The sequence below is a fragment of the Paenibacillus violae genome, from assembly GCF_032461945.1.
Classification (GTDB): Bacteria; Bacillota; Bacilli; order Paenibacillales; family NBRC-103111; genus Paenibacillus_E; species Paenibacillus_E violae.
On record NZ_JAWCUD010000005.1, the window covers coordinates 152,525 to 170,360 of the forward strand.

The 17,836-nt window shown below is 49.4% G+C and carries 18 protein-coding genes and 1 riboswitch; of the genes, 9 read left to right on the forward strand and 9 right to left on the reverse strand.

Annotation, left to right across the window (positions count from 1 at the left end):
* The first annotated feature begins 14 nt into the window (after window positions 1-14).
* Together RQP52_RS16630 and RQP52_RS16635 are read left to right on the forward strand one after the other, a co-directional pair.
* Window positions 15-578 (forward strand): methylated-DNA--[protein]-cysteine S-methyltransferase, encoded by a 564-nt coding sequence (locus tag RQP52_RS16630; protein ID WP_315952922.1) that lies wholly within the window; start codon window positions 15-17, stop codon window positions 576-578.
* Between the two features lie 27 nt (window positions 579-605).
* Window positions 606-1,427 carry an SPL family radical SAM protein gene (locus tag RQP52_RS16635; protein ID WP_315952923.1) on the forward strand — a complete coding sequence of 274 codons (822 nt, stop codon included), beginning with the start codon at window positions 606-608 and terminating at the stop codon, window positions 1,425-1,427.
* Between the two features lie 2 nt (window positions 1,428-1,429).
* Here RQP52_RS16635 and RQP52_RS16640 read toward each other — a convergent pair whose 3' ends face one another.
* On the reverse strand, window positions 1,430-2,365 hold the full coding sequence (locus RQP52_RS16640; protein WP_315952924.1) for a helix-turn-helix domain-containing protein: 936 nt from the start codon (window positions 2,363-2,365) through the stop codon (window positions 1,430-1,432).
* Window positions 2,366-2,573: 208 nt separating this feature from the next.
* Between RQP52_RS16640 and RQP52_RS16645 the strand changes: the two genes are divergently transcribed.
* Window positions 2,574-3,311, forward strand: coding sequence for a ThuA domain-containing protein (locus tag RQP52_RS16645; RefSeq protein ID WP_315952925.1), 738 nt, complete (start codon window positions 2,574-2,576; stop codon window positions 3,309-3,311).
* 54 nt (window positions 3,312-3,365) lie between these two features.
* On the opposite strand, the gene RQP52_RS16650 is transcribed toward RQP52_RS16645, so the two are convergent.
* A complete protein-coding gene (locus tag RQP52_RS16650) occupies window positions 3,366-3,866 on the reverse strand; it encodes a CBO0543 family protein (protein ID WP_315952926.1) in 501 nt (166 codons plus the stop codon).
* 674 nt (window positions 3,867-4,540) lie between these two features.
* Window positions 4,541-5,989 carry an aminotransferase-like domain-containing protein gene (locus tag RQP52_RS16655; RefSeq protein WP_315952927.1) on the reverse strand — a complete coding sequence of 483 codons (1,449 nt, stop codon included), beginning with the start codon at window positions 5,987-5,989 and terminating at the stop codon, window positions 4,541-4,543.
* A 116-nt stretch (window positions 5,990-6,105) separates the two neighbouring features.
* Between RQP52_RS16655 and RQP52_RS16660 the strand changes: the two genes are divergently transcribed.
* Complete coding sequence (locus RQP52_RS16660) at window positions 6,106-7,011, forward strand: DMT family transporter (protein WP_315952928.1); 906 nt, start codon at window positions 6,106-6,108, stop codon at window positions 7,009-7,011.
* A gap of 122 nt (window positions 7,012-7,133) precedes the next feature.
* Window positions 7,134-7,682, forward strand: coding sequence for a CBO0543 family protein (locus tag RQP52_RS16665; protein ID WP_315952929.1), 549 nt, complete (start codon window positions 7,134-7,136; stop codon window positions 7,680-7,682).
* 86 nt (window positions 7,683-7,768) lie between these two features.
* Here RQP52_RS16665 and RQP52_RS16670 read toward each other — a convergent pair whose 3' ends face one another.
* Complete coding sequence (locus tag RQP52_RS16670; protein ID WP_315952930.1) at window positions 7,769-7,945, reverse strand: YjfB family protein; 177 nt, start codon at window positions 7,943-7,945, stop codon at window positions 7,769-7,771.
* A 168-nt stretch (window positions 7,946-8,113) separates the two neighbouring features.
* A riboswitch (FMN riboswitch) is annotated at window positions 8,114-8,263 on the forward strand.
* Between the two features lie 163 nt (window positions 8,264-8,426).
* On the opposite strand from RQP52_RS16670, the gene RQP52_RS16675 reads away from it, so the two are divergent.
* Window positions 8,427-9,356 (forward strand): DMT family transporter, encoded by a 930-nt coding sequence (locus tag RQP52_RS16675; RefSeq protein ID WP_315953118.1) that lies wholly within the window; start codon window positions 8,427-8,429, stop codon window positions 9,354-9,356.
* Window positions 9,357-9,441: 85 nt separating this feature from the next.
* On the opposite strand, the gene RQP52_RS16680 is transcribed toward RQP52_RS16675, so the two are convergent.
* The 3 genes from RQP52_RS16680 to RQP52_RS16690 all read right to left on the reverse strand — a co-directional run bounded on the left by RQP52_RS16680 (window position 9,442) and on the right by RQP52_RS16690 (window position 12,642).
* On the reverse strand, window positions 9,442-11,058 hold the full coding sequence (locus tag RQP52_RS16680) for a HAMP domain-containing sensor histidine kinase (protein WP_315952931.1): 1,617 nt from the start codon (window positions 11,056-11,058) through the stop codon (window positions 9,442-9,444).
* Window positions 11,055-11,750 (reverse strand): response regulator transcription factor, encoded by a 696-nt coding sequence (locus RQP52_RS16685; protein WP_315952932.1) that lies wholly within the window; start codon window positions 11,748-11,750, stop codon window positions 11,055-11,057. The genes RQP52_RS16680 and RQP52_RS16685 overlap by 4 nt, the downstream gene beginning before the upstream one ends.
* 106 nt (window positions 11,751-11,856) lie before the next feature.
* Complete coding sequence (locus RQP52_RS16690; RefSeq protein WP_315952933.1) at window positions 11,857-12,642, reverse strand: hypothetical protein; 786 nt, start codon at window positions 12,640-12,642, stop codon at window positions 11,857-11,859.
* Between the two features lie 186 nt (window positions 12,643-12,828).
* On the opposite strand from RQP52_RS16690, the gene RQP52_RS16695 reads away from it, so the two are divergent.
* A complete protein-coding gene (locus tag RQP52_RS16695; RefSeq protein ID WP_127456847.1) occupies window positions 12,829-13,125 on the forward strand; it encodes a Rieske (2Fe-2S) protein in 297 nt (98 codons plus the stop codon).
* Window positions 13,126-13,177: 52 nt separating this feature from the next.
* On the opposite strand, the gene RQP52_RS16700 is transcribed toward RQP52_RS16695, so the two are convergent.
* Both RQP52_RS16700 and RQP52_RS16705 read right to left on the reverse strand, forming a co-directional pair.
* Window positions 13,178-14,023: an SDR family oxidoreductase gene (locus RQP52_RS16700; protein ID WP_315952934.1), complete on the reverse strand. Its 846-nt coding sequence runs from the start codon at window positions 14,021-14,023 to the stop codon at window positions 13,178-13,180.
* Window positions 14,024-14,142: 119 nt separating this feature from the next.
* Window positions 14,143-14,553: a MarR family winged helix-turn-helix transcriptional regulator gene (locus RQP52_RS16705; RefSeq protein WP_315952935.1), complete on the reverse strand. Its 411-nt coding sequence runs from the start codon at window positions 14,551-14,553 to the stop codon at window positions 14,143-14,145.
* A 262-nt stretch (window positions 14,554-14,815) separates the two neighbouring features.
* Here RQP52_RS16705 and RQP52_RS16710 point away from each other — a divergent pair, with 262 nt between their 5' ends.
* Both RQP52_RS16710 and RQP52_RS16715 read left to right on the forward strand, forming a co-directional pair.
* Window positions 14,816-17,050 carry an ATP-binding protein gene (locus tag RQP52_RS16710; protein WP_315952936.1) on the forward strand — a complete coding sequence of 745 codons (2,235 nt, stop codon included), beginning with the start codon at window positions 14,816-14,818 and terminating at the stop codon, window positions 17,048-17,050.
* On the forward strand, window positions 17,019-17,720 hold the full coding sequence (locus tag RQP52_RS16715) for a response regulator transcription factor (RefSeq protein ID WP_315952937.1): 702 nt from the start codon (window positions 17,019-17,021) through the stop codon (window positions 17,718-17,720). Before RQP52_RS16710 ends, RQP52_RS16715 begins: the two co-directional genes overlap by 32 nt.
* Window positions 17,721-17,836: the final 116 nt, after the last annotated feature.

The window sequence follows — 17,836 nt, forward strand, 5'->3', positions numbered from 1 at the left end:
AGGAGGGTTCTTGGATGCAAACAATAGAAGCGAAGACAGCGGCTAAATCCATATATTGGAGCGTAGTTCGTTTATTGGATAATCACTTTTTGATCGCGGCAACGGAAGACGGTTTAATTTATTTGCAATATCAAACGGGAGATGCGGAGCGAGGTATCGTTGATGCAGAAGCGTGGTCCGAATTAACCAAATGGGCTAAACATCGTTTCCCTGATTATGGCTGGATGGAGAATAAGGCCGCATTAGAGCCTTATGTGCAGCAGTTGGAGGAGTATCTGCGAGGCTCACGCAAAACGTTCACATTGCCGCTGGATCTGCGCGGGACTGATTTTCAACAATCCGTGTGGCGCGCATTAAAAGAAATACCGCATGGTGAAACGGTCAGTTATTCACAGATGGCTCAGAAGCTGGATAAAGCTAGTGCAGTAAGAGCTGTCGGTACCGCTATTGGCGCTAATCCGGTTCTCATCGTGGTGCCGTGCCATCGCGTGGTCGGGAAAGATGGCGCGTTAACCGGATATCGCGGTGGATTGGTGAATAAAGAGAAACTGTTGGTTCTGGAAAAGGTCGGGTTGTAAGCAGCAGAAAAAGGAGGAGGAGTACGTATGCAGACTGAGGTGAACCACAAGTCAGCGAAGACGCTGCTCACGAAAGCCAGCGGCTTTCTCGAGGGATATTCGCATACGCTGAACCCTTATACGGGCTGCGCTTTTGCGTGCTCTTACTGTTACGTGAGACAGATGCCGGTGGCTCTGTTCCGCACGGAGGCTTGGGGCACCTGGGTCGATGTGAAGGCCAATGCCGCGGCTCTTCTGGAGAACGAGCTGGCCAAAGCGAAGCGAAAAGGCCCGGTCACGATCTTCATGTCGTCGGCGACGGACCCGTACCAGCCGAGCGAGTATAAGGAGCGGATCACCCGCTCGCTCCTGGAGGTGATGTCCGTGCAGCCGCCGGACTTCTTGTTCGTTCAGACCCGCAGCCCGCTGGTGAAGCGGGACGCGGATTTGTTAGCGCTGCTCGGCGACCGTGTCCGAGTCAGCATGACGGTTGAGACGGACCGCGAGGATGTCCGCCGAGCGTTCACCCCGTCCGCGCCGCCGATACCGGCGCGGCTGGGGGCACTGCGCGAGCTCGCGGCTCGCGGCATTCCCGTGCAGGCCACGATAGCGCCGGTGCTGCCGAGCTCGGAGCAGTTCGCCGAGCGGCTCGCGGGCATCGTGGAGCGGGTGTGCATCGACGATTACTTCATGGGCGATGGCAGTGGGGGCAAGCGCACGGCACGCATCGGCGTGCGCGCGATCTATGACGCGCAGGGGCTTTCGGACTGGTACAGTCCGGATGCGTACAAGCGCGTGCACGAACAGCTCCTGCGGCATTTTCCGCAGGAGCGTGTGTTGGTCAGCCAGCAGGGTTTCCTGCCTGGCTGACGTTAATCCGCTTGCGCCAGCAGGGGGGCGACCCCCGTTTGACTGCGCATGCGTTGTTTGAATTCTTTGGGCGAGCATTGATTATGCCGCTTGAACAGCTTGTAGAACTGCGCCATATTGAGGATGCCAACCTCAAAACTGACTTCCATCATGCTGAGGTCTCCTGTTAGCAGGAGACGCTCGGCTTTTTTAATGCGCTTGTAATTCACGTAATCCACGAAGGATATCCCCATCACTTTTTTGAAATACTTAATAAAGTAATGATAGCTTAAATTGAGCAAGGAGCAGACGTCTTCAACCGTAATTCGCTCGCCAAGATGATTGTCGATATAATCTAGCGCCGGGCGCAAGCGAGCGATGCCTGAATCCTCCGCAAGTGCGGACAGATCACGGTTGTCATTGCGTAACATAAGCAGCAGCAGGTTCTTGATCGCCGCGCTGATGGCAAGCTCGTAACCAATTTTGCGGGACTGTGACTCTTCGAAAATCTGAAGAATAAGGTCATAAGCGGCTTGCTTCACGGCCGGATTGCTCCGGAAAAGCTCGTTGAACTGCTCAAGCGGATGCGTCAGCTCCGAGAAACAATGCAGGTAAGGCATTGTACTCAGGTCAAAATGCTGCTTGAGATCAATTTGGAAAACGATCTGCCGCAAGGGGCCGGCGGAGTATTTGTACGTCCGATGGGGCTGGGAGGAGCCCAACACGATCACATCTCCTGCGGATAACACCGTAAGTTCATGTTTGGTTTGAATAGCCAGGAGGCCTTCCATGACGACCAGGAACTCAACCTGCTTATGCGAATGCCAAAGCCAAGGCGTTGGGACACCGAAGTGAGCGGAGTCGGAGCCTAGCTCCCATATTTTTAGGAAAAGCAGCGGGTTCTGATAAATAACTTCTTCATTGACAATTTCGGAGAAAGCACTATGTGCGGATTCCATGTTTTCGTATACCTCGCTATAGGGTAGGACATTTTTGAATATGTAAAACGACGTTACAGGTAAGGTTTATCAAGAGAAAGTATAACATTGTTTACTTGCCGAGGACACTATTGAATAATAAATAGGCACAATCTTGCCTTTCATTCCGGGAAGGGACGGACTATACTCACATTATGAATGAATACGTTATCTTGGAGGGAATAAGAAGATGAGTCAAAAGCTGAAAGTAACGGTTTGGAACGAGTACCGTCATGAAAAAGAAAGTGAAATTGTACGCGCCGCCTATCCGGACGGCATTCATACAGCAATTGGCGAAGGCATTAGCGGGAATGTAGATGTCACTTATGCGACTCTAGACGATGCTGAGCACGGTTTGACCGAAGAGGTTTTGAATAACACCGATGTTCTTATCTGGTGGGGACATAAAGCGCATGACCAAGTGCAAGACGAGATCGTAGAGCGCGTTCAAAAACGTGTATGGCAAGGTATGGGGCTAATCGTGCTTCACTCCGGACACTTCTCCAAAGTGTTCAAGAAGCTGATGGGCACATCCTGTGACCTCAAATGGCGTGAAGCAGACGAAAAAGAGCGTATTTGGGTTGTTGCGCCAGGCCATCCAATCGTGGAAGGCATTGGGGAGTACATCGATCTTGAAGCTGAGGAAATGTACGGAGAACACTTTGATATCCCGCAGCCGGATGAGTTAATCATGGTTTCGTGGTTCGAAGGTGGAGAAGTATTCCGCAGCGGTTGTACGTTTAATCGTGGAAACGGGAAAATTTTCTACTTCCGTCCAGGTCATGAGACTTACCGTACTTACTACAATGAGCAAATCCGCCGCGTAATCTCCAATGCGGTTCAGTGGGCTGCTCCGTCCACACGTGAGTATCCGAAATACGGCAATCATAAGCCGCTTGAAGAAATTAAAGCGAAGGTTAAAGCTTAAATATGAATCGGGGTGCCCACGAGGTCTTTTTGCAGACTCGCAGGGCACCTTTTTTTATTTCCAGAGTGGGATGTGAAAATAGATGATCAAGAATGTGACCGTTACAACAGAAAAAAGCAGCCCGGCCGCTCGATTCGTATGAAGCAGTCTCATAGCCGCGAACATGAAGAAGTAAAAGGCAATCGACCATATAAAGTTCCACCCATGATGGTAAGTGATTCGGTCGTAAGAATACCACAGATATTCAAGCGCCGAAAAACCGATTACCCACAGGAAATAGTAAATCACTTGGCGGCGTTTGGCCGCAGGAAAGAAAGTGAGATACAGCAGCGTTGTACTTGGGAGCAGCAGGAAAGTGTTAACAAGGTCGGCCGTTTTGTGGTTCAGCAACAAATCAGGGTGAAACGACCAGGTCAAGTACTCTCGACACAGGAAATTGTAAAGCAAATTGCAGAAAGAGACAAAAAGCATAACGTCGTAGTATTTATCCCACTGCTTATAGGCTCGTGAAACAATTGCAGCTATAACGAAAAGTAGATTCGTAATTAAAATCACGTACAAGGCCCCTAGTAATGAGTCGTTGATGTAGGGTTAGTTTCTGCAAGAGTGTAAATTTTTACACGTGCTGGGGGAAGCAGAACTAGAGGGCGTTATTTTGGCTGTAGCCATCCGTTTTCCTATTTTGAAGGAACTGGAGGGTCTTATTTCCCATCACCAAGCTGCTTTAATGCCATTATTGGTGAAATAAAGGCTCATAGTTCCTCTAGATGTGCCAAATAGCGGTTTCTGGAACAAATAGGGGCTCGTAGTTCCTCTGAGTTCTAAAATTCCCGCTATTTCAGCTGAGGGACGCTTCCTAAAGACAGCAACTTTTGAATAGGGCTATAGAGCACACTGAGCGGAGATTGATTATTGGTAAGTAACGCCGAATACTCCTGTTATTTTTACGAATTATATCATTTTTGTGTTATTAACTGGAATTACTACCGCTAATCCGGTTGAATCAGGTGGTTTTCGCTTGCTGCTGAAGAAATAGAGGTAGTTCTTCCAACTATTTCAATCCCCAGACAGGCGAGGCACGAAGTAACGGTAGATTTTCCAGTTATCTCAGCTGAGACACGTTGTTATGCTCATGCCCAGCTTATGTTCCAGCTCCTGCGCCTCCTTGTGCTCAAGCTTCCGCATCTCCTCGTGCTCAAGCTCCCATTCCCACTCCTGCTAACCTCATACTAGCATTCGCCATCGCTCGCATAACGCCCAGCAATAGCGATAAGCCGTCTAACACCATCCCGTAAATGCTCCTCATTCACGAAGGAATAGCTTAAACGGATCCAGGAGCTCATCTCCCTGAGCGGATCGCAGATCACGCCAGGTACGAAGGAGACCGATTGCCGGAGGCACTCCTTCAGCAGCTGCTCAACCGGGATATGGTCCGGAAGCTGGATCCATAGGTTGAAGCCACCCTGTGGGCTAACCCAGCGCCATCCGGTGGAGATTAGCTCCTGCTCTACAATTTCTTTTCGGATCTGCAGAGCAATGCGCAGTTTCTCCAAATGCTGCTGCATTCGAGGAGATTCGAAATAATGCAGGAACATTTTCTGATTGACGAGCGGTGTGCCGTTGTCAGCTAATGATTTGGCGGTGATGAGCGATTGGATGACATGCAGGCCTCCCATGACGGCGCAAATTCGCAGCCCAGGCGCGATATATTTGCTAAAACTGCGGAGATACACGACCCAACCTTCCGTGTCATAGGTCAGCATAGGCTGAGGAGGAGGTTGGTCCATGTACATCTCGTGAATAGCGTCATCTTCAATCAGCAGACAGCGATAGCGTTCAGCTAGTTCAACGAGCTGCTTGCGCTGTGCGGACGGAACCGTATACCCGGTAGGATTATGAAAGGTAGGATTCATATAAAACAGCCGTGGTTTATGCTTCTCCATAAGCTTCTCGAGTTTCACCAGATCATAGCCGTCCGGGTTGATCTCGACAGGAATAAACCGCGCCCCCTGCTGGCGGAAAATATCAAGCGCTGCACTATACGTCGGCCGCTCAACCAAGATCGGATCCATGGGGCGGATATAGATCCGGGAGATGAGGTCGATGGCCTGCTGACCGCCTGTGGTAATCAAAAGATCGCTTGCGGCGAGCTGGAGGTTATGATGCCGAACCATGTAACGGCAGAGATACTCACGAAGCTCCTCATCCCCTTGTGCGTTGGAGTAGGTGCCCATGAGCTTAGGATAAATGTCGAAAACCTTTTTCACATGTTCGGACAAAAAAAGATTCGGCAGCAAGTTGGGATCGATCAAAGCTTGCGAGAATTGGTATGTGACAGGGATTTGCTGGATTTCTGACAGCGAGTTTTTTAAAGCGCTGGACGTTGTGAATGAACGGCCTTTTTCCGCATGCTCCGTCGGGGATTGCTCCTCCGTCTTGCAAGGACTTACGTAATAACCGGATTTCTCTTTGACGTAAACTTTCTGATGCTGCTTCAGCAGCTGATAAGCACGAAAAACGGTCAGCCTATGCACCTGCAGCTCTTCGGCAAGACGCCGGATGGAGGGGAGCTTGTCATGGGCTTGCCACTCGCCGCGATCCATGCGGGTAACCATATACTCATAAGCTTGCCTGAAAAGCAGATTAGCTTCTTTTCCAGATGTTCCTGGCGTCTTCATCCGATTTTCCCCCTCTGTTTACTCTATGATACAACAATCATTAGAAAACTGTTCTAGTGTTACACATCTGATCTGTTGCTTACCTAGTATGATACATACCAAGAGGGGGAACAGTCATGATTATTTTTAATTATTTGCTTATCTGTCTAATTTTTGGCACGACATTTCTGGCGATTAAGGTCGGGGTGGATGCGTCAGCGCCGCCATTTTTTTCAGCAGGCTTGAGGTTTTTTATTGCAGGGATGCTTTTGTTCGGTTGGTTATTGTGGCGGAAAAAAGCGACCCTAGCTCTTTTATTTCGCAAAGAAATGCTGCTAACAGGCATCGGTCTTACATTTGGCACATTCTCAACTTTGTATTGGGCGGAGCAATATGTTTCTTCCGGGATTGCGGCCGTTTTATCGGCTACTGGACCGATTATGATTCTCATGCTCCAAACCTTCGTGTTGCGTCTGAAGACGACAATGCTCTCTGTATTTGGCTGCATACTCGGCTTTGCAGGTATTATCATCCTCTTGCTGCCACAACTTGCGGTATCCGCCAACATCATTTGGGTGATCGGGAGCGTGGCGATTCTGGTCGGAGAACTGTTCTATTGTATGGGAGCTCTATATTCCAAAAAGGTCATTCAGCAATTTCCTGAGGCATCGCCGATTGCGCTGAACGCGGCGCAGATGATATGCGGAGGGTTGCTGCTGCTGATTCTTTCATTTTTTACAGAACCTGTGGACGTTCACAGCTTATTTTCTCCAAAAGCAGCCGGCTCTCTACTGTATTTAATCGTGATTGGCTCTATGGTAGGACATAGTCTGTTCTATTGGTTAGTGGCCAAAACGAATCCGGTTTTTCCAGCGACATGGCTGTACATTTCTCCATTGATTGCCCTGGCGGTGGGGGTCGTGTTTTATGGTGAGAGCATCACTTGGGTCACAGCTGTAGGCGTGGTAACTGTTATTGCCGGGACGATTTGTGCGAATCTGGATAGCTTGAAACCATTGATGCAACGGCGAAAAACGGCGTGAGTGCGAAGAATGGTAAGTCAATTGCGTTCTGTTTCATATGAAACAACATTTATAGAAATAATAACCACAGGAGCACAGGGTTGAACGGAGGCAGCACAAGTTTGATGGAATGGAGCTAAGTGATGGGTCACATAACAGCGTTGATCAGTTCATATTTGCCTGTAGTCATTGCCTTGTTATGCTTGATTGCAGCTTGGTTTTTAGGGGATTGGAGAAACTGGAAGACCTATTATCCAACTATTCTTTTTGCCATCTGCGTGGATTTTCTCATTAGCCTTCTAAGCTATAATTTCTCGCTATGGGAATTTCATAAATCCGCGGTAACGCCTAACCATACCATCGCAGATTTTATGATTGCTTTTACTAATCTACCGTGCATTGTAATGGTGTACTTACACAAATATCCACTTAAGTCGCGTCCGCTGAGACAAGTGGTCTATATTGCCATTTGGTCGGCTGTATTTACCTGCATTGAAGGACTATTTCTGTTAATAAAAATGCTTACTTATCATAACAACTGGAATTTTTGGTGGTCAATTGCGGTTTGGGTTTTCATGTTCATTGGGCTGCGGTTGCATTTTACGAGGCCGTTATGGGCGTGGTTGCTGTGTTTAGTAGGTGTGGTTTTCTTGATTCTATATTTCCATATTCCGATTGCTAAAATGAAATAATGGCAGCGTGGCAGATGTCACGATTATACAACATCAATAGCAAAAAAGAAGGAGAATTCTTCATTCTCCTTCTCCAAAGGGTAAAACTAGACACTAATATCTAGATTCCCACCCAAGTTTGGTTGAACACTTTGTTGCATCATTTGTACCATTTGCTGAGCTTGTTGCGTGGATTGATCTTTAGCCATGCTAAGAACCCGTATTTGTACAGCTTGAGCTAAGCTGCCCTGAGCTACGGACATGGAAAGCGCAGGAACGTCCATGAGTCTCCTCCTTTATGATTGATGGGCTAACAAGTTATATATCGGAAAATGAGTGGAAATATCTTAGCTTATAGCAAGGATGAAAAATCCTTGCTTTTTTTATTTTATGGTGCTAATATTCAGGAATAAATATCACTTATGTTTTGTAAGTGACCACAAACTGAATAATTGAACCTTCGGGGCAGGGTGCAATTCCCTACCGGCGGTGAGGATACGTGTATATGTATCTCAAGCCCGCGACTCCCGGCCTGTTAGGCTGGGACTGACTTGGTGAGATTCCAGGGCCGACGGTTATAGTCCGGATGGGAGAAGGTGAAAAACAGCTTGTCAAAAACTCAGGTATTTGACAGGTCTGTTTGTCAATGCCCCCGCTGATCATGAAGCGGGGGCATTGTCTCTTTTCAGAGGGTTCAATTCAAAAATTCCTTAGGAGGTTTTTGAATTGGAAAATGTATTTAAGCTAGGAACAAAGCACGCGAATGTGGTTTCAGCGCGCTCAGGGGGCATTAGCGGAGTTTGGTATGTGGCGCTAGGTGCTACGCTTTGGGGGCTCGACCCGCTCTTTCGGATCTTGCTGTTAAAAAGCTTTTCTTCCGCGCAAATCGTATTTATTGAGCACTTGCTCCTTGCCTGCTACGCGCTGCCAATACTCGTGAAGTACCGGAAAACCTTGATTGGTAAGCTGTCACTAGGAGTCATCGGCGCGTTGCTGTTCATCTCTTGGGGCGGGTCGGCGATAGCAACGATTTTGTTTACAGCCGCATTCTCGCATGGTAATGCGAACGCGATTTTACTTTTACAGAAATTACAGCCCTTATTTGCTATTATTTTAGCTCGCGTGATGCTCAAAGAGACGCTGCCTTCTAAATTTTTTGCTTATATCGCGGTGGCGCTGCTAGGCACGTATTTGCTGACATTCGGCTTTTCGTCGCCAGAGATGGGCCTCAAAGATTTGGGCACCCTAAGCTGCTTATTTTCAATTCTTGCAGCCAGCTTATGGGGCGGATCGACGGTCATGGGCAAGTTCTTGCTGCAGAAAAAACTGGATTTCCCCATTGTTACTTCGCTGCGTTTCCTGCTTGCCATCCCATTGCTGACAGTCGTACTTGTGGCTAGCGGCGATGCTTGGCACGTAACCGGAACTAGCGGCGGCTTGATACTTATTACCGTTAACATGTTATTCCAGGCGTTTTTCCCGGGCTTGCTCTCCATGCTCCTCTATTATAAGGGGCTGTCCTCGACCAAGGCGTTTTTCGCCACGTTGGCGGAGCTTGCGTTCCCCGCGGTTGGCGTCTGCGTGAACTGGCTTGTCTTCGGGCAAAAGCTAACCGTAGGACAGCTCGCTGGCTTCATCGTTATTTGGCTCACCTTGTGGGTCATGAGCCGCAATCAAAGCAAATCGGCGGCATAAAAACTCAAGAAAGAGGCTCTCCCTCGGTCACATGATGACCATGGGAAGCCTCTTTTGTTTGCCTCTCGACGTTTTCGCCGACATCTCACGAAACCTTCGGGACCTTGAGTTTACTATCCATTTGCGCTGTTTCCCCAGGCTCAAGGTAAAAGGCAACCCCGCCTCGCTCATTCGCGGCGCGGACCGTCATACCGTGATGGTCCATGATCTGCTTCACGATGGCAAGACCAAGTCCGAACTGGCCGTCTCCGCCAGAACGGAAGGGCTCAAAGAGGCTGTCCGCGATCGCTTGATCGAGCGGCGGACCATCGTTGCTGATCTGCAGCCGCGAGAATCCGGCTGCAGCTTCCTTGTTATCGCCATGGGATGACGGCGTGAGGAGAATCCGGATACCGCTTTTAGCATAGCGGAGCTGATTGTCGAGCATGTTCTCCAAGGCGATTTTCCACTGATCGGGATCGCCATGCAAGGTAGCAGGGGGGAGTTCCATCTCCCACTCGATTTCAGGACGGCGATAGCGCAGCCGTTCAACCACGTCTTCAATGACCTCGTGCAGCTCGAAAGGGCGGAACGGCTTCTCGCGAGCGGTGACATAGTTCAGCTTGTTGAGCAGCAGCAGGTCGCGAATCCGCTTCTCGAGGCGCTCGCCTTCCTTCAGAATGACGCCTAAGCTTTCGCCTAAGGTCCCTTTCGGGAAAACGCCGTCGAGAATGGACTGGGCATAACTGCGGATCACCATGACCGGGGTCTTCAGTTCGTGAGAAGTATGCTGAAGGAAAAATTGCTGCGCGCGGTCCTGGCGCACGAGACGCTGCCGCATCGCTTCAATCGCTTTGGCCAGACGTCCTACTTCATCTTTGCGCCCGGTTTCAATCGGGTCATGCCAATCTCGTTCAGCCATACGCCCAACGTGCTGCTCCATCAGAACGAGCGGACGAGTGAAATACCGCGCGATGATCAGACAGGGCAGCCATGAAATCACGATGAGACCAACCATCATCAGCATAAGTCTGCCGAACATGGTCATGACTAGGTCATTGCGATAATTGCCCCAGGCATAGGAAACGATAAAGTTGGGTTGGCCCTGAACAACTTCTTTGCGAATCACGTAAAAGATACTTTTCTTATCAATGATGGTCGTATACTTGGCAACGGGCTGTTTTTGGGCAAAAGCATCCTGTTCCATGGCTTGCATGAACGGCTCTCCACTCGTGAAAGATTTGCTAAGGGCCAGTGATTCTTGGGTTCCGCTAATCGTAAAGTGCCGAATCGCCGGAGCGCTCAAGGTTGCTGTAAAGGGAGACATCACCTTCGTTGCAATAGAGGCTTCCAAGGGGATAGTAGGTATAGCGCTGCCCGTTTGTATGCTAGTCGTCTCCGGCATTGTTTCCGTTTCTGAGGCATCAGCATCAGGGATAGCCTGATTGATAGGTGTCAACGTTTTTACGTTCGTTATGATATCCGTTATTTGCGCGGTTGTACCCTTAGTTGCCAGCGTTAGGGTCGGTGCCGTCAACGTCGTAGCTTCCATGCGAAGCCCACTCTGCGTATCCAGTAAAATATCATACAGCTGCTCTGTAAAAAAACCTTTCAACGTCCAAGGCAGCAGAACGGCAAGCAGCGTAAAAATAAGCAGCGTCAAAGCCGCGAATGCTCCCCAAAGCTTCATGGCCAGCGGCCATTGTCCTAATCGAAGCGTCATGCTTTCACCATCCTGTACCCGTATCCATATACGGTTTCTAAACGCAGTTCCGGCAGCTTGCGGCGAAGTCTTCGTACCAAATCATCCACGACCCGGTCTGTTCCGAAGTAGTCGATTCCCCAAACAGCTTGGAGCACTTGTTCACGCTCTAGCACTTGCCCATGATGGCTCACCAAATATAGCAGCAGCTCAAATTCCTTGGAGGTCAGCTCCAGTTTGGTGCCATCCTCTGCAGTTACTGTGCGTGCTTGCTCATCGATCAAATAAGGAGCCACATTCAGCTTCGTGCGGCGTTCCAGCTGTGCAGGCATCAGGCCGGCAGGGTGTCCGCCGTACACGCGCTCCAGCAGCTTGCGAGTGCGAATGACAAGCTCGCGAGGTAAAAAAGGCTTGGCCAAGTAGTCATCGCTACCCATCTCCAGGCCAACGATTCGATCGATATCCGCATCTCGCGCCGATATGAAAATAACGGGCTGCGCCGGCTGATCCGCCTTAATCTCGCGCATAAGCTGATATCCGTCTACGCCGGGGAGCATGATATCGAGGACCCACAAGTCCGGCCGCTCCGATATGGCGGATCTTGCCGAGGTCCCGTCAGCGAACGAACGCACTTGCCACCCCTCTTTCTCCAAATAGGCGGCCAGTACGCCCCTGAGATGCTCTTCGTCTTCTACTAAATGAATGCGATACATGCAGATTTCTCCTTTTTTTTACTCAGCGATGGGGAAAAGGTGGAGCCGTTCGCAATTTTGCGTTCGGTCCACCGGAAAAGTCAATTTGCTTTTTATCTATAAAAAGTTAGTTAGATTCTTCTGCCTCTGTTGATTTCTCATCTGCTTTGGCAGCTTGTTCTTTCAATGTTTTTGCGAAGTTGCGCAGCGATTCCGTTTCTTTTTTGTAATCCGTGAGCAGCTCAGGCAACAGGCTTTGGATCGTAGCTGCATCGTCAGCTTCGACAGCTTCCGCTAGCTTTTGTTGGCGCTTGAACGCTTCGGATGATTCTGCTTTAATTATATCACCAGAGATAGCTGTTCCCTCAAGTGGAAGTGCTTGGATGGTCGCGGTAGCGTCCGCGCCGTCTTTGATAACGGTGAACTTCATTGCTTCTTTACTTGGGAGCAATTGAGCCGCTTCGCCGTCAGGTAAAGTTGGAGCCGGTTGAGCAGGATCGAGTTTGAACATTTTAGTTTCCAACGTACCTGGCGTAGCTGGCTGAATTGTAGCTGCGCTTTTGATCACCATTGTTTTGGCAAAAGCAGGCTTCGGCATCTCGCTTTCAGCTTGTTTCCGATCCTCTAACGCTTGTTTCCATGCAGTCAAGCTCTCCGGAGCATAGTTGCTGACCAATAGCTTCAAATAGTTACGCTCATGAGCTGGTTGCAGCAACAGGCTGCCTGAGACCGAGTGCAGCTGAACCGCGCTGGTTGCCATTACCGGTGTTGCTGATGTGATTGCAGTGCTTGCTTTCGTATCTGTTGTAGTCGTGTCAGCCGCTGATGCGCTGCCTACTGCTCCGAAAGCCATTGTTACCATAAAAGCTAGCAGACTAGCTTGACTTGCGCGACGTTTCCATTGTGTTTTCATTGTAGAAAACTCCTCTCGATTTTGGGGTATGTAGGTGAGGTGCCTCTCCCTTACAACCTAAATGTACCGTAAGATTATGGACATCCTATCGTAACATTGTGGGAAATTATGTGTTGGCTTGAATCACCTGAACTAAAAAATGTAGTAAACTGTATGCTGAAACAGAATAAACAGGGGAGTGTCTACATGAAAGAAGTGCTGTTAGGGCCTGTCGAAAGTTTCACCAAGCTGCCCGCAGAAGTTGTGTTCGATAAGAACTTGTATTGGTTAATTCAAGCTGAGGATCAAGCAACGTACAGGCTCGTCTCCAGCCGATGCCCGCATGCGGGAGCTATTGTGGAGGCTGAAAAAGGGGAATTCGTATGTTCGATGCATGGCTGGACATTCGATCTTCACTCAGGCGCGTGCCTGAATGTGCCGACCAAAAGCCTTACGGCCTATGACGTTACAGTCAAAGAAGGCCAGCTTATTGCGCATGTGTAAAAACAAAAGGACCTGCCTTATCCGTTGAACGGTTAGGCGGGTCCTGATTTTTTTATAAATTCAAATGCAGCTTACGTGTGTTCAGCATACCGTCCAAACCGGTAGGGTCTTGGCTGACTTTATATTGTACAAAAGCTTCCGCCGCCTCTGAAGTGCGAATGCGCAGCGGTTTCGGATCCATTTCCATCAGCTTCACCATGACTTCGGCGACCGATTCCGACGTTTGGGGCACCGAGTTCCGTTTGGAGAAGGCGTCCAAATATTGCGTGATGATCGGTTTATATTCATCTTCCAGAATGCCGCCGGTTTGTTGGACATGCCCAAGGACCGTCTGGTTAAAATTAGTTGCAATCGCGCCGGGCTCAAGCAGCGTAACATCAATGTTGAAGGTTGGCTTGTAGTACGTAGCTAAACTTTCTAATAAACCTTCAACGGCAAATTTAGCCGAGCAGTAGATTTCATTGAAAGGTTGTCCCACTAGACCGCCAACGCTTGTTGTGGCTACCAAATGTCCGGCGTCTGATTTACGCAAAAGCGGAAGTCCAGCGCGGATCGTATGCATAACCCCATACACATTCGTATCATAAACCCGATGAATATCTTCCATCGTCGCTTGTCCTAATGCTCTTAAAAAACCAAAACCAGCGTTGCAGAACAGGACGTCCATGTAACCGTGATTCCGGTCGATCACAGCAAAAGCTTTCTCCAGCGACTCAGGGCTTGTTACTTCCATCTCTATAAAATGAAGATTCGCACGGTGCCCATGCTGCTCTTGATCACGCTCTACATGGCGTGTTCCAGCATAAACCGTCCAGCCTAATTCTGCAAATTTCAGGGCGGTCGCTAACCCAATGCCAGAGGAGGCGCCGGTAATCGCGATAACTTTGCTTTTGCTCATCATTCACCACTCCAAATGTTAATGTAATAAACTGTTTAATAACTATACAGTATGTTAATTCAACAGAATAGTCAAGTCATTTAAAAAATCCCAACATGAGTAAGGTCGGGATCTTCGTGCTATAGCGGCAGCTTCTCCAATAGCTTTTTGAGCTGCGCAAGCTCATCTTCGGTATATGGCGTGAAGAGCTGTTCAATTTTGTTATTATACGCTTCCAAGATATCGTTTATCAGCTTATTTCCTTTGTCCGTTACTTGCAGCAACAGGCTTCTGCGGCTAGTAGGGTGAGGCTTGCGAATCACTAGCTCCTGCTCTTCTAATTTATCCAGCAGCTGGGTAATCGCTCCCCGAGTTAGGCCAAATTCATTGGCCATATCAACGGCGATGCAATCCGGATGCTTGCGAAGAAACTCTAACGCATACATCATGATCGGTGAAATGTGAAAATGGGGAAGCACTTGCGTCAAATAGGAGGAGAGGGCATTTTTAATTTCGCGAAATTTGTACGTGATGAGGAGATCTTGGTTCATGGTTCAGCCGCCCTTTTTGTTTAGTATCTATACATTATAGCAAGGTCATACTTGGGATCCAAGCAGCTGGAAGGAAAAAAAGAGACCCACAGCAACGGGCTGCAGGTCTTAAGTATATATATTTTAAAGGGGGGTTGAGACTTATTATAGGCCCAGTTCATTAAAAGCAGATGAAAAACACATTTCATTTTCATTACATTTTTTCTAATGATAAAATAGAGAGATCAAGGAAGGGCGGGGAACGCTTTTGAAGCATTATTCCATGCGATCACATTTGACGGTAACGTTTGCTATCATGGCAATGATTCCGGTTCTGATTCTTGGCACCTTTCAGGTTTATCAAATAACGCATATTACGCAGGAGTCCAATAGGAACCAGCAGCTGACGACCTACCGTCTGGGGGACGCTGTGCAGGATTATATGTACTATCACCGCAATGCGGTTGAAACGCTGGCGGCCACGATTTCAGCCTCGGATGCGGCCTTTCGGACGCGCGAGAGCTTGACGTTAAAGCTGCAATCGCTGCAGCAGAACTTGGCTGGTTTCTCAGGTATTTATGTGGTTGATCAAAATGGTTTCATTAAGGCTACGCATACCACGGCCAATGATTCGCTGATCGGTACAGATGTGAAAGATCGGGACTACACCAAACGGGTGCAGACCGCCCATAACACCATCATCTCTTCGCTTTTCATCGGACCGGAAGGGCTGAACCAGCCGGCTGTCGCCATCGCAGTACCCATTTATAAAGGTAATAAACAGCCTGATGGCTTTGTGCTCGCTGTGCTGGAGCTTACGCCCATCAAAGAGCTTGTGACGAAGTACGATTACGGAAAAGAAGCATATCCCGTGGTACTGGATCATGCTGGCAAGCCCATTTATCATCCGAATGAGGCGTTGACCGCAACGTTGGCGGATTTATCGCAGGAGCCAGTCGTTGCAGACGCACGGAGTCAGAAGCAAGGCGAAGGAACCTATGCATTAAGCAATTCCAAGCAAAAAGAACTGATTACTTACAAAGCCATCCCCGATATCGATTGGATCGTTTGGGTGAGCAAATCCAAAGCTGCGGTTAATGCCGCTTTTACAGAGTCGCTAAGTATTACGATCTTCCTCTTGGTGGTTACGCTTATTTTGACGGTGCTGCTCGGCAGTCTTTTGGCGAAAAGGTTGAATGGCACCATCCATGCTTTGGTTGGATACACCCAACGCCTGGCAGGAGGAACATTCGTAGAGCCGGACAGCAAGGTCGTTCCGCAAGGGGCGCCTCTGGAGCTGCAATTGCTGGCAGATGATTTCTTCAAGATGGCGGAGCAGATCAAAGAGAATCAAGGCGCGCTGCTGCAGCTCAACAGTGAGTTGGAGGACCGTGTCGAAGAGAGGACCCAGCGGCTGCAGGATGAGCATGCGACTTTGAATGCGGTGCTGGAGAGCATGTCCGATGCCGTCGTATTGATCGATATGGCGCATCAAGTGGTATATGCCAATCATCGGATGGCTGAAATTTTCGCTATTCCGATGCCTGAGCTGGCGATTATGCAGGAATCGGCGTTGTTTGATCGTATTGCGCTGCTGCTGCCTGAACGTCAGGATGAACTGGAGAAGTTGACGGCGGGGCCGAGGGTACAAGGGACTTTTACGGTAAAAAGTGGTCAGGGTAAAAAACGTTTTATGATGGTATCGGCTTTTCAGGTGGCTAGAGAAGGACGGGTTTTTGGCCGAGGTTATGTGTGGCGCGATATGACGAAGGAACATGAAATCGATGCTTTGAAAAATGATCTGATCTCACTCGCCTCCCATGAGTTCAAAACGCCCATCACCAGCATACGCGGCAGTGTAGAAACGCTGCTACGAGTCGATGCGAAGTGGGAAGAAAGCTTTAAGCAAGAGCTGCTAGAAGGCATTCACGAGGATATCGGGCGTATTCAGGACCTGATTGACGACTGGCTGGATATTTCCAAAATCGATTCCGGCGCAATGCGAATCAACCCGCTGCCGCTACGTGTGGAGGCCGTTGTCGAAAGCGCGATGCGAAGACTTCCACAGCAGGCAAACGACATGCATACGCAATTTGAGGTGAACGTGGCGGAGGATACGCCGCTAATCTATGTAGATAAACTGCGAATGGAGCAGGTGCTCGTGAACTTGTTCACCAATGCCGTTCGGTATAATACGCAGCACCCGATTATCCGAATTTCGGCTCATGCGGATGAGCATTTTGTCTATTTAGATGTGCAGGACAATGGCATTGGTATCGCTGCGGAGCACGTGGACAAACTATTTGACCGGTTCTACCGGGTGGATGTTTCTTCGAGAAGTCAATCCGGAGGGACAGGGCTGGGGCTGGCGATCTGCAAAGGCATCATGGATGCGCACGGCGGAGAAGTCCATGTGGCAAGCAAGCTTGGTGAGGGAAGCACATTTACTCTCTCCATACCGAGGTTTCTAGGGGAGGAGAACGGACATGAACAAGAAGAAAATCATGATCGTCGATGATGAACCGAAAATTGTGCGTTTCATTGCGGCGAATCTCAAATCATTGGATTTTGAAACCTTGACCTGCCAAAGCGGGGCGGAGGCGCTGGAAAAAGCCGAGGAGTTCGATCCGGATTTAATTTTGCTTGATCTGATGATGCCGGGCATGGACGGATTCGATGTGTTAAAAAGGCTGCGCTCCTACTCCAGCGTTCCGGTCATCATGCTGACCGCGCGCAGCAATGGAGCGGACAAAGTGCAGGGGCTTAACCTCGGGGCGGATGACTATTTGACCAAGCCATTCTCCTTAGACGAGCTCTTCGCGCGAGTGAATGCCGTGCTGCGGCGCATGGATGGCCGCATGGCACCGCCGGTCACCACGAGCGAGATCACGCTCGGCCCTGTGACCGCGAACCTCGCCCAGCGCCGTATTTGGCTGGGCGACACCGAGGTGAAGTTCACGGAGACCGAGTACAACTTATTTGCGCTGCTTTTGCAGCATGCGGGGAAAGTCATGACCCATGAGCAGCTGCTCAGCGAGGTTTGGGGAAGCGAGTACCGCGACGAGGTCGAGTACCTGCGGGTCACCATCGCCCGCATCCGCCAGAAGATCAAAAGCGCAGCGGAAGGCGCTGCTGCCGAGCTGATTGTAACCTACCCGGGGGTAGGTTATATGGCGAAGCAGGAGTGAACGCAGAAGCCCCCTTGTCTGATTGTTATCAGATGAGGGGGCTTTTTGTTTGATGTTGGTGAGGGAGGGAACTACGGTCCTCTATTTTGACGATTATGGAGGGGGTGGAGCCGGGA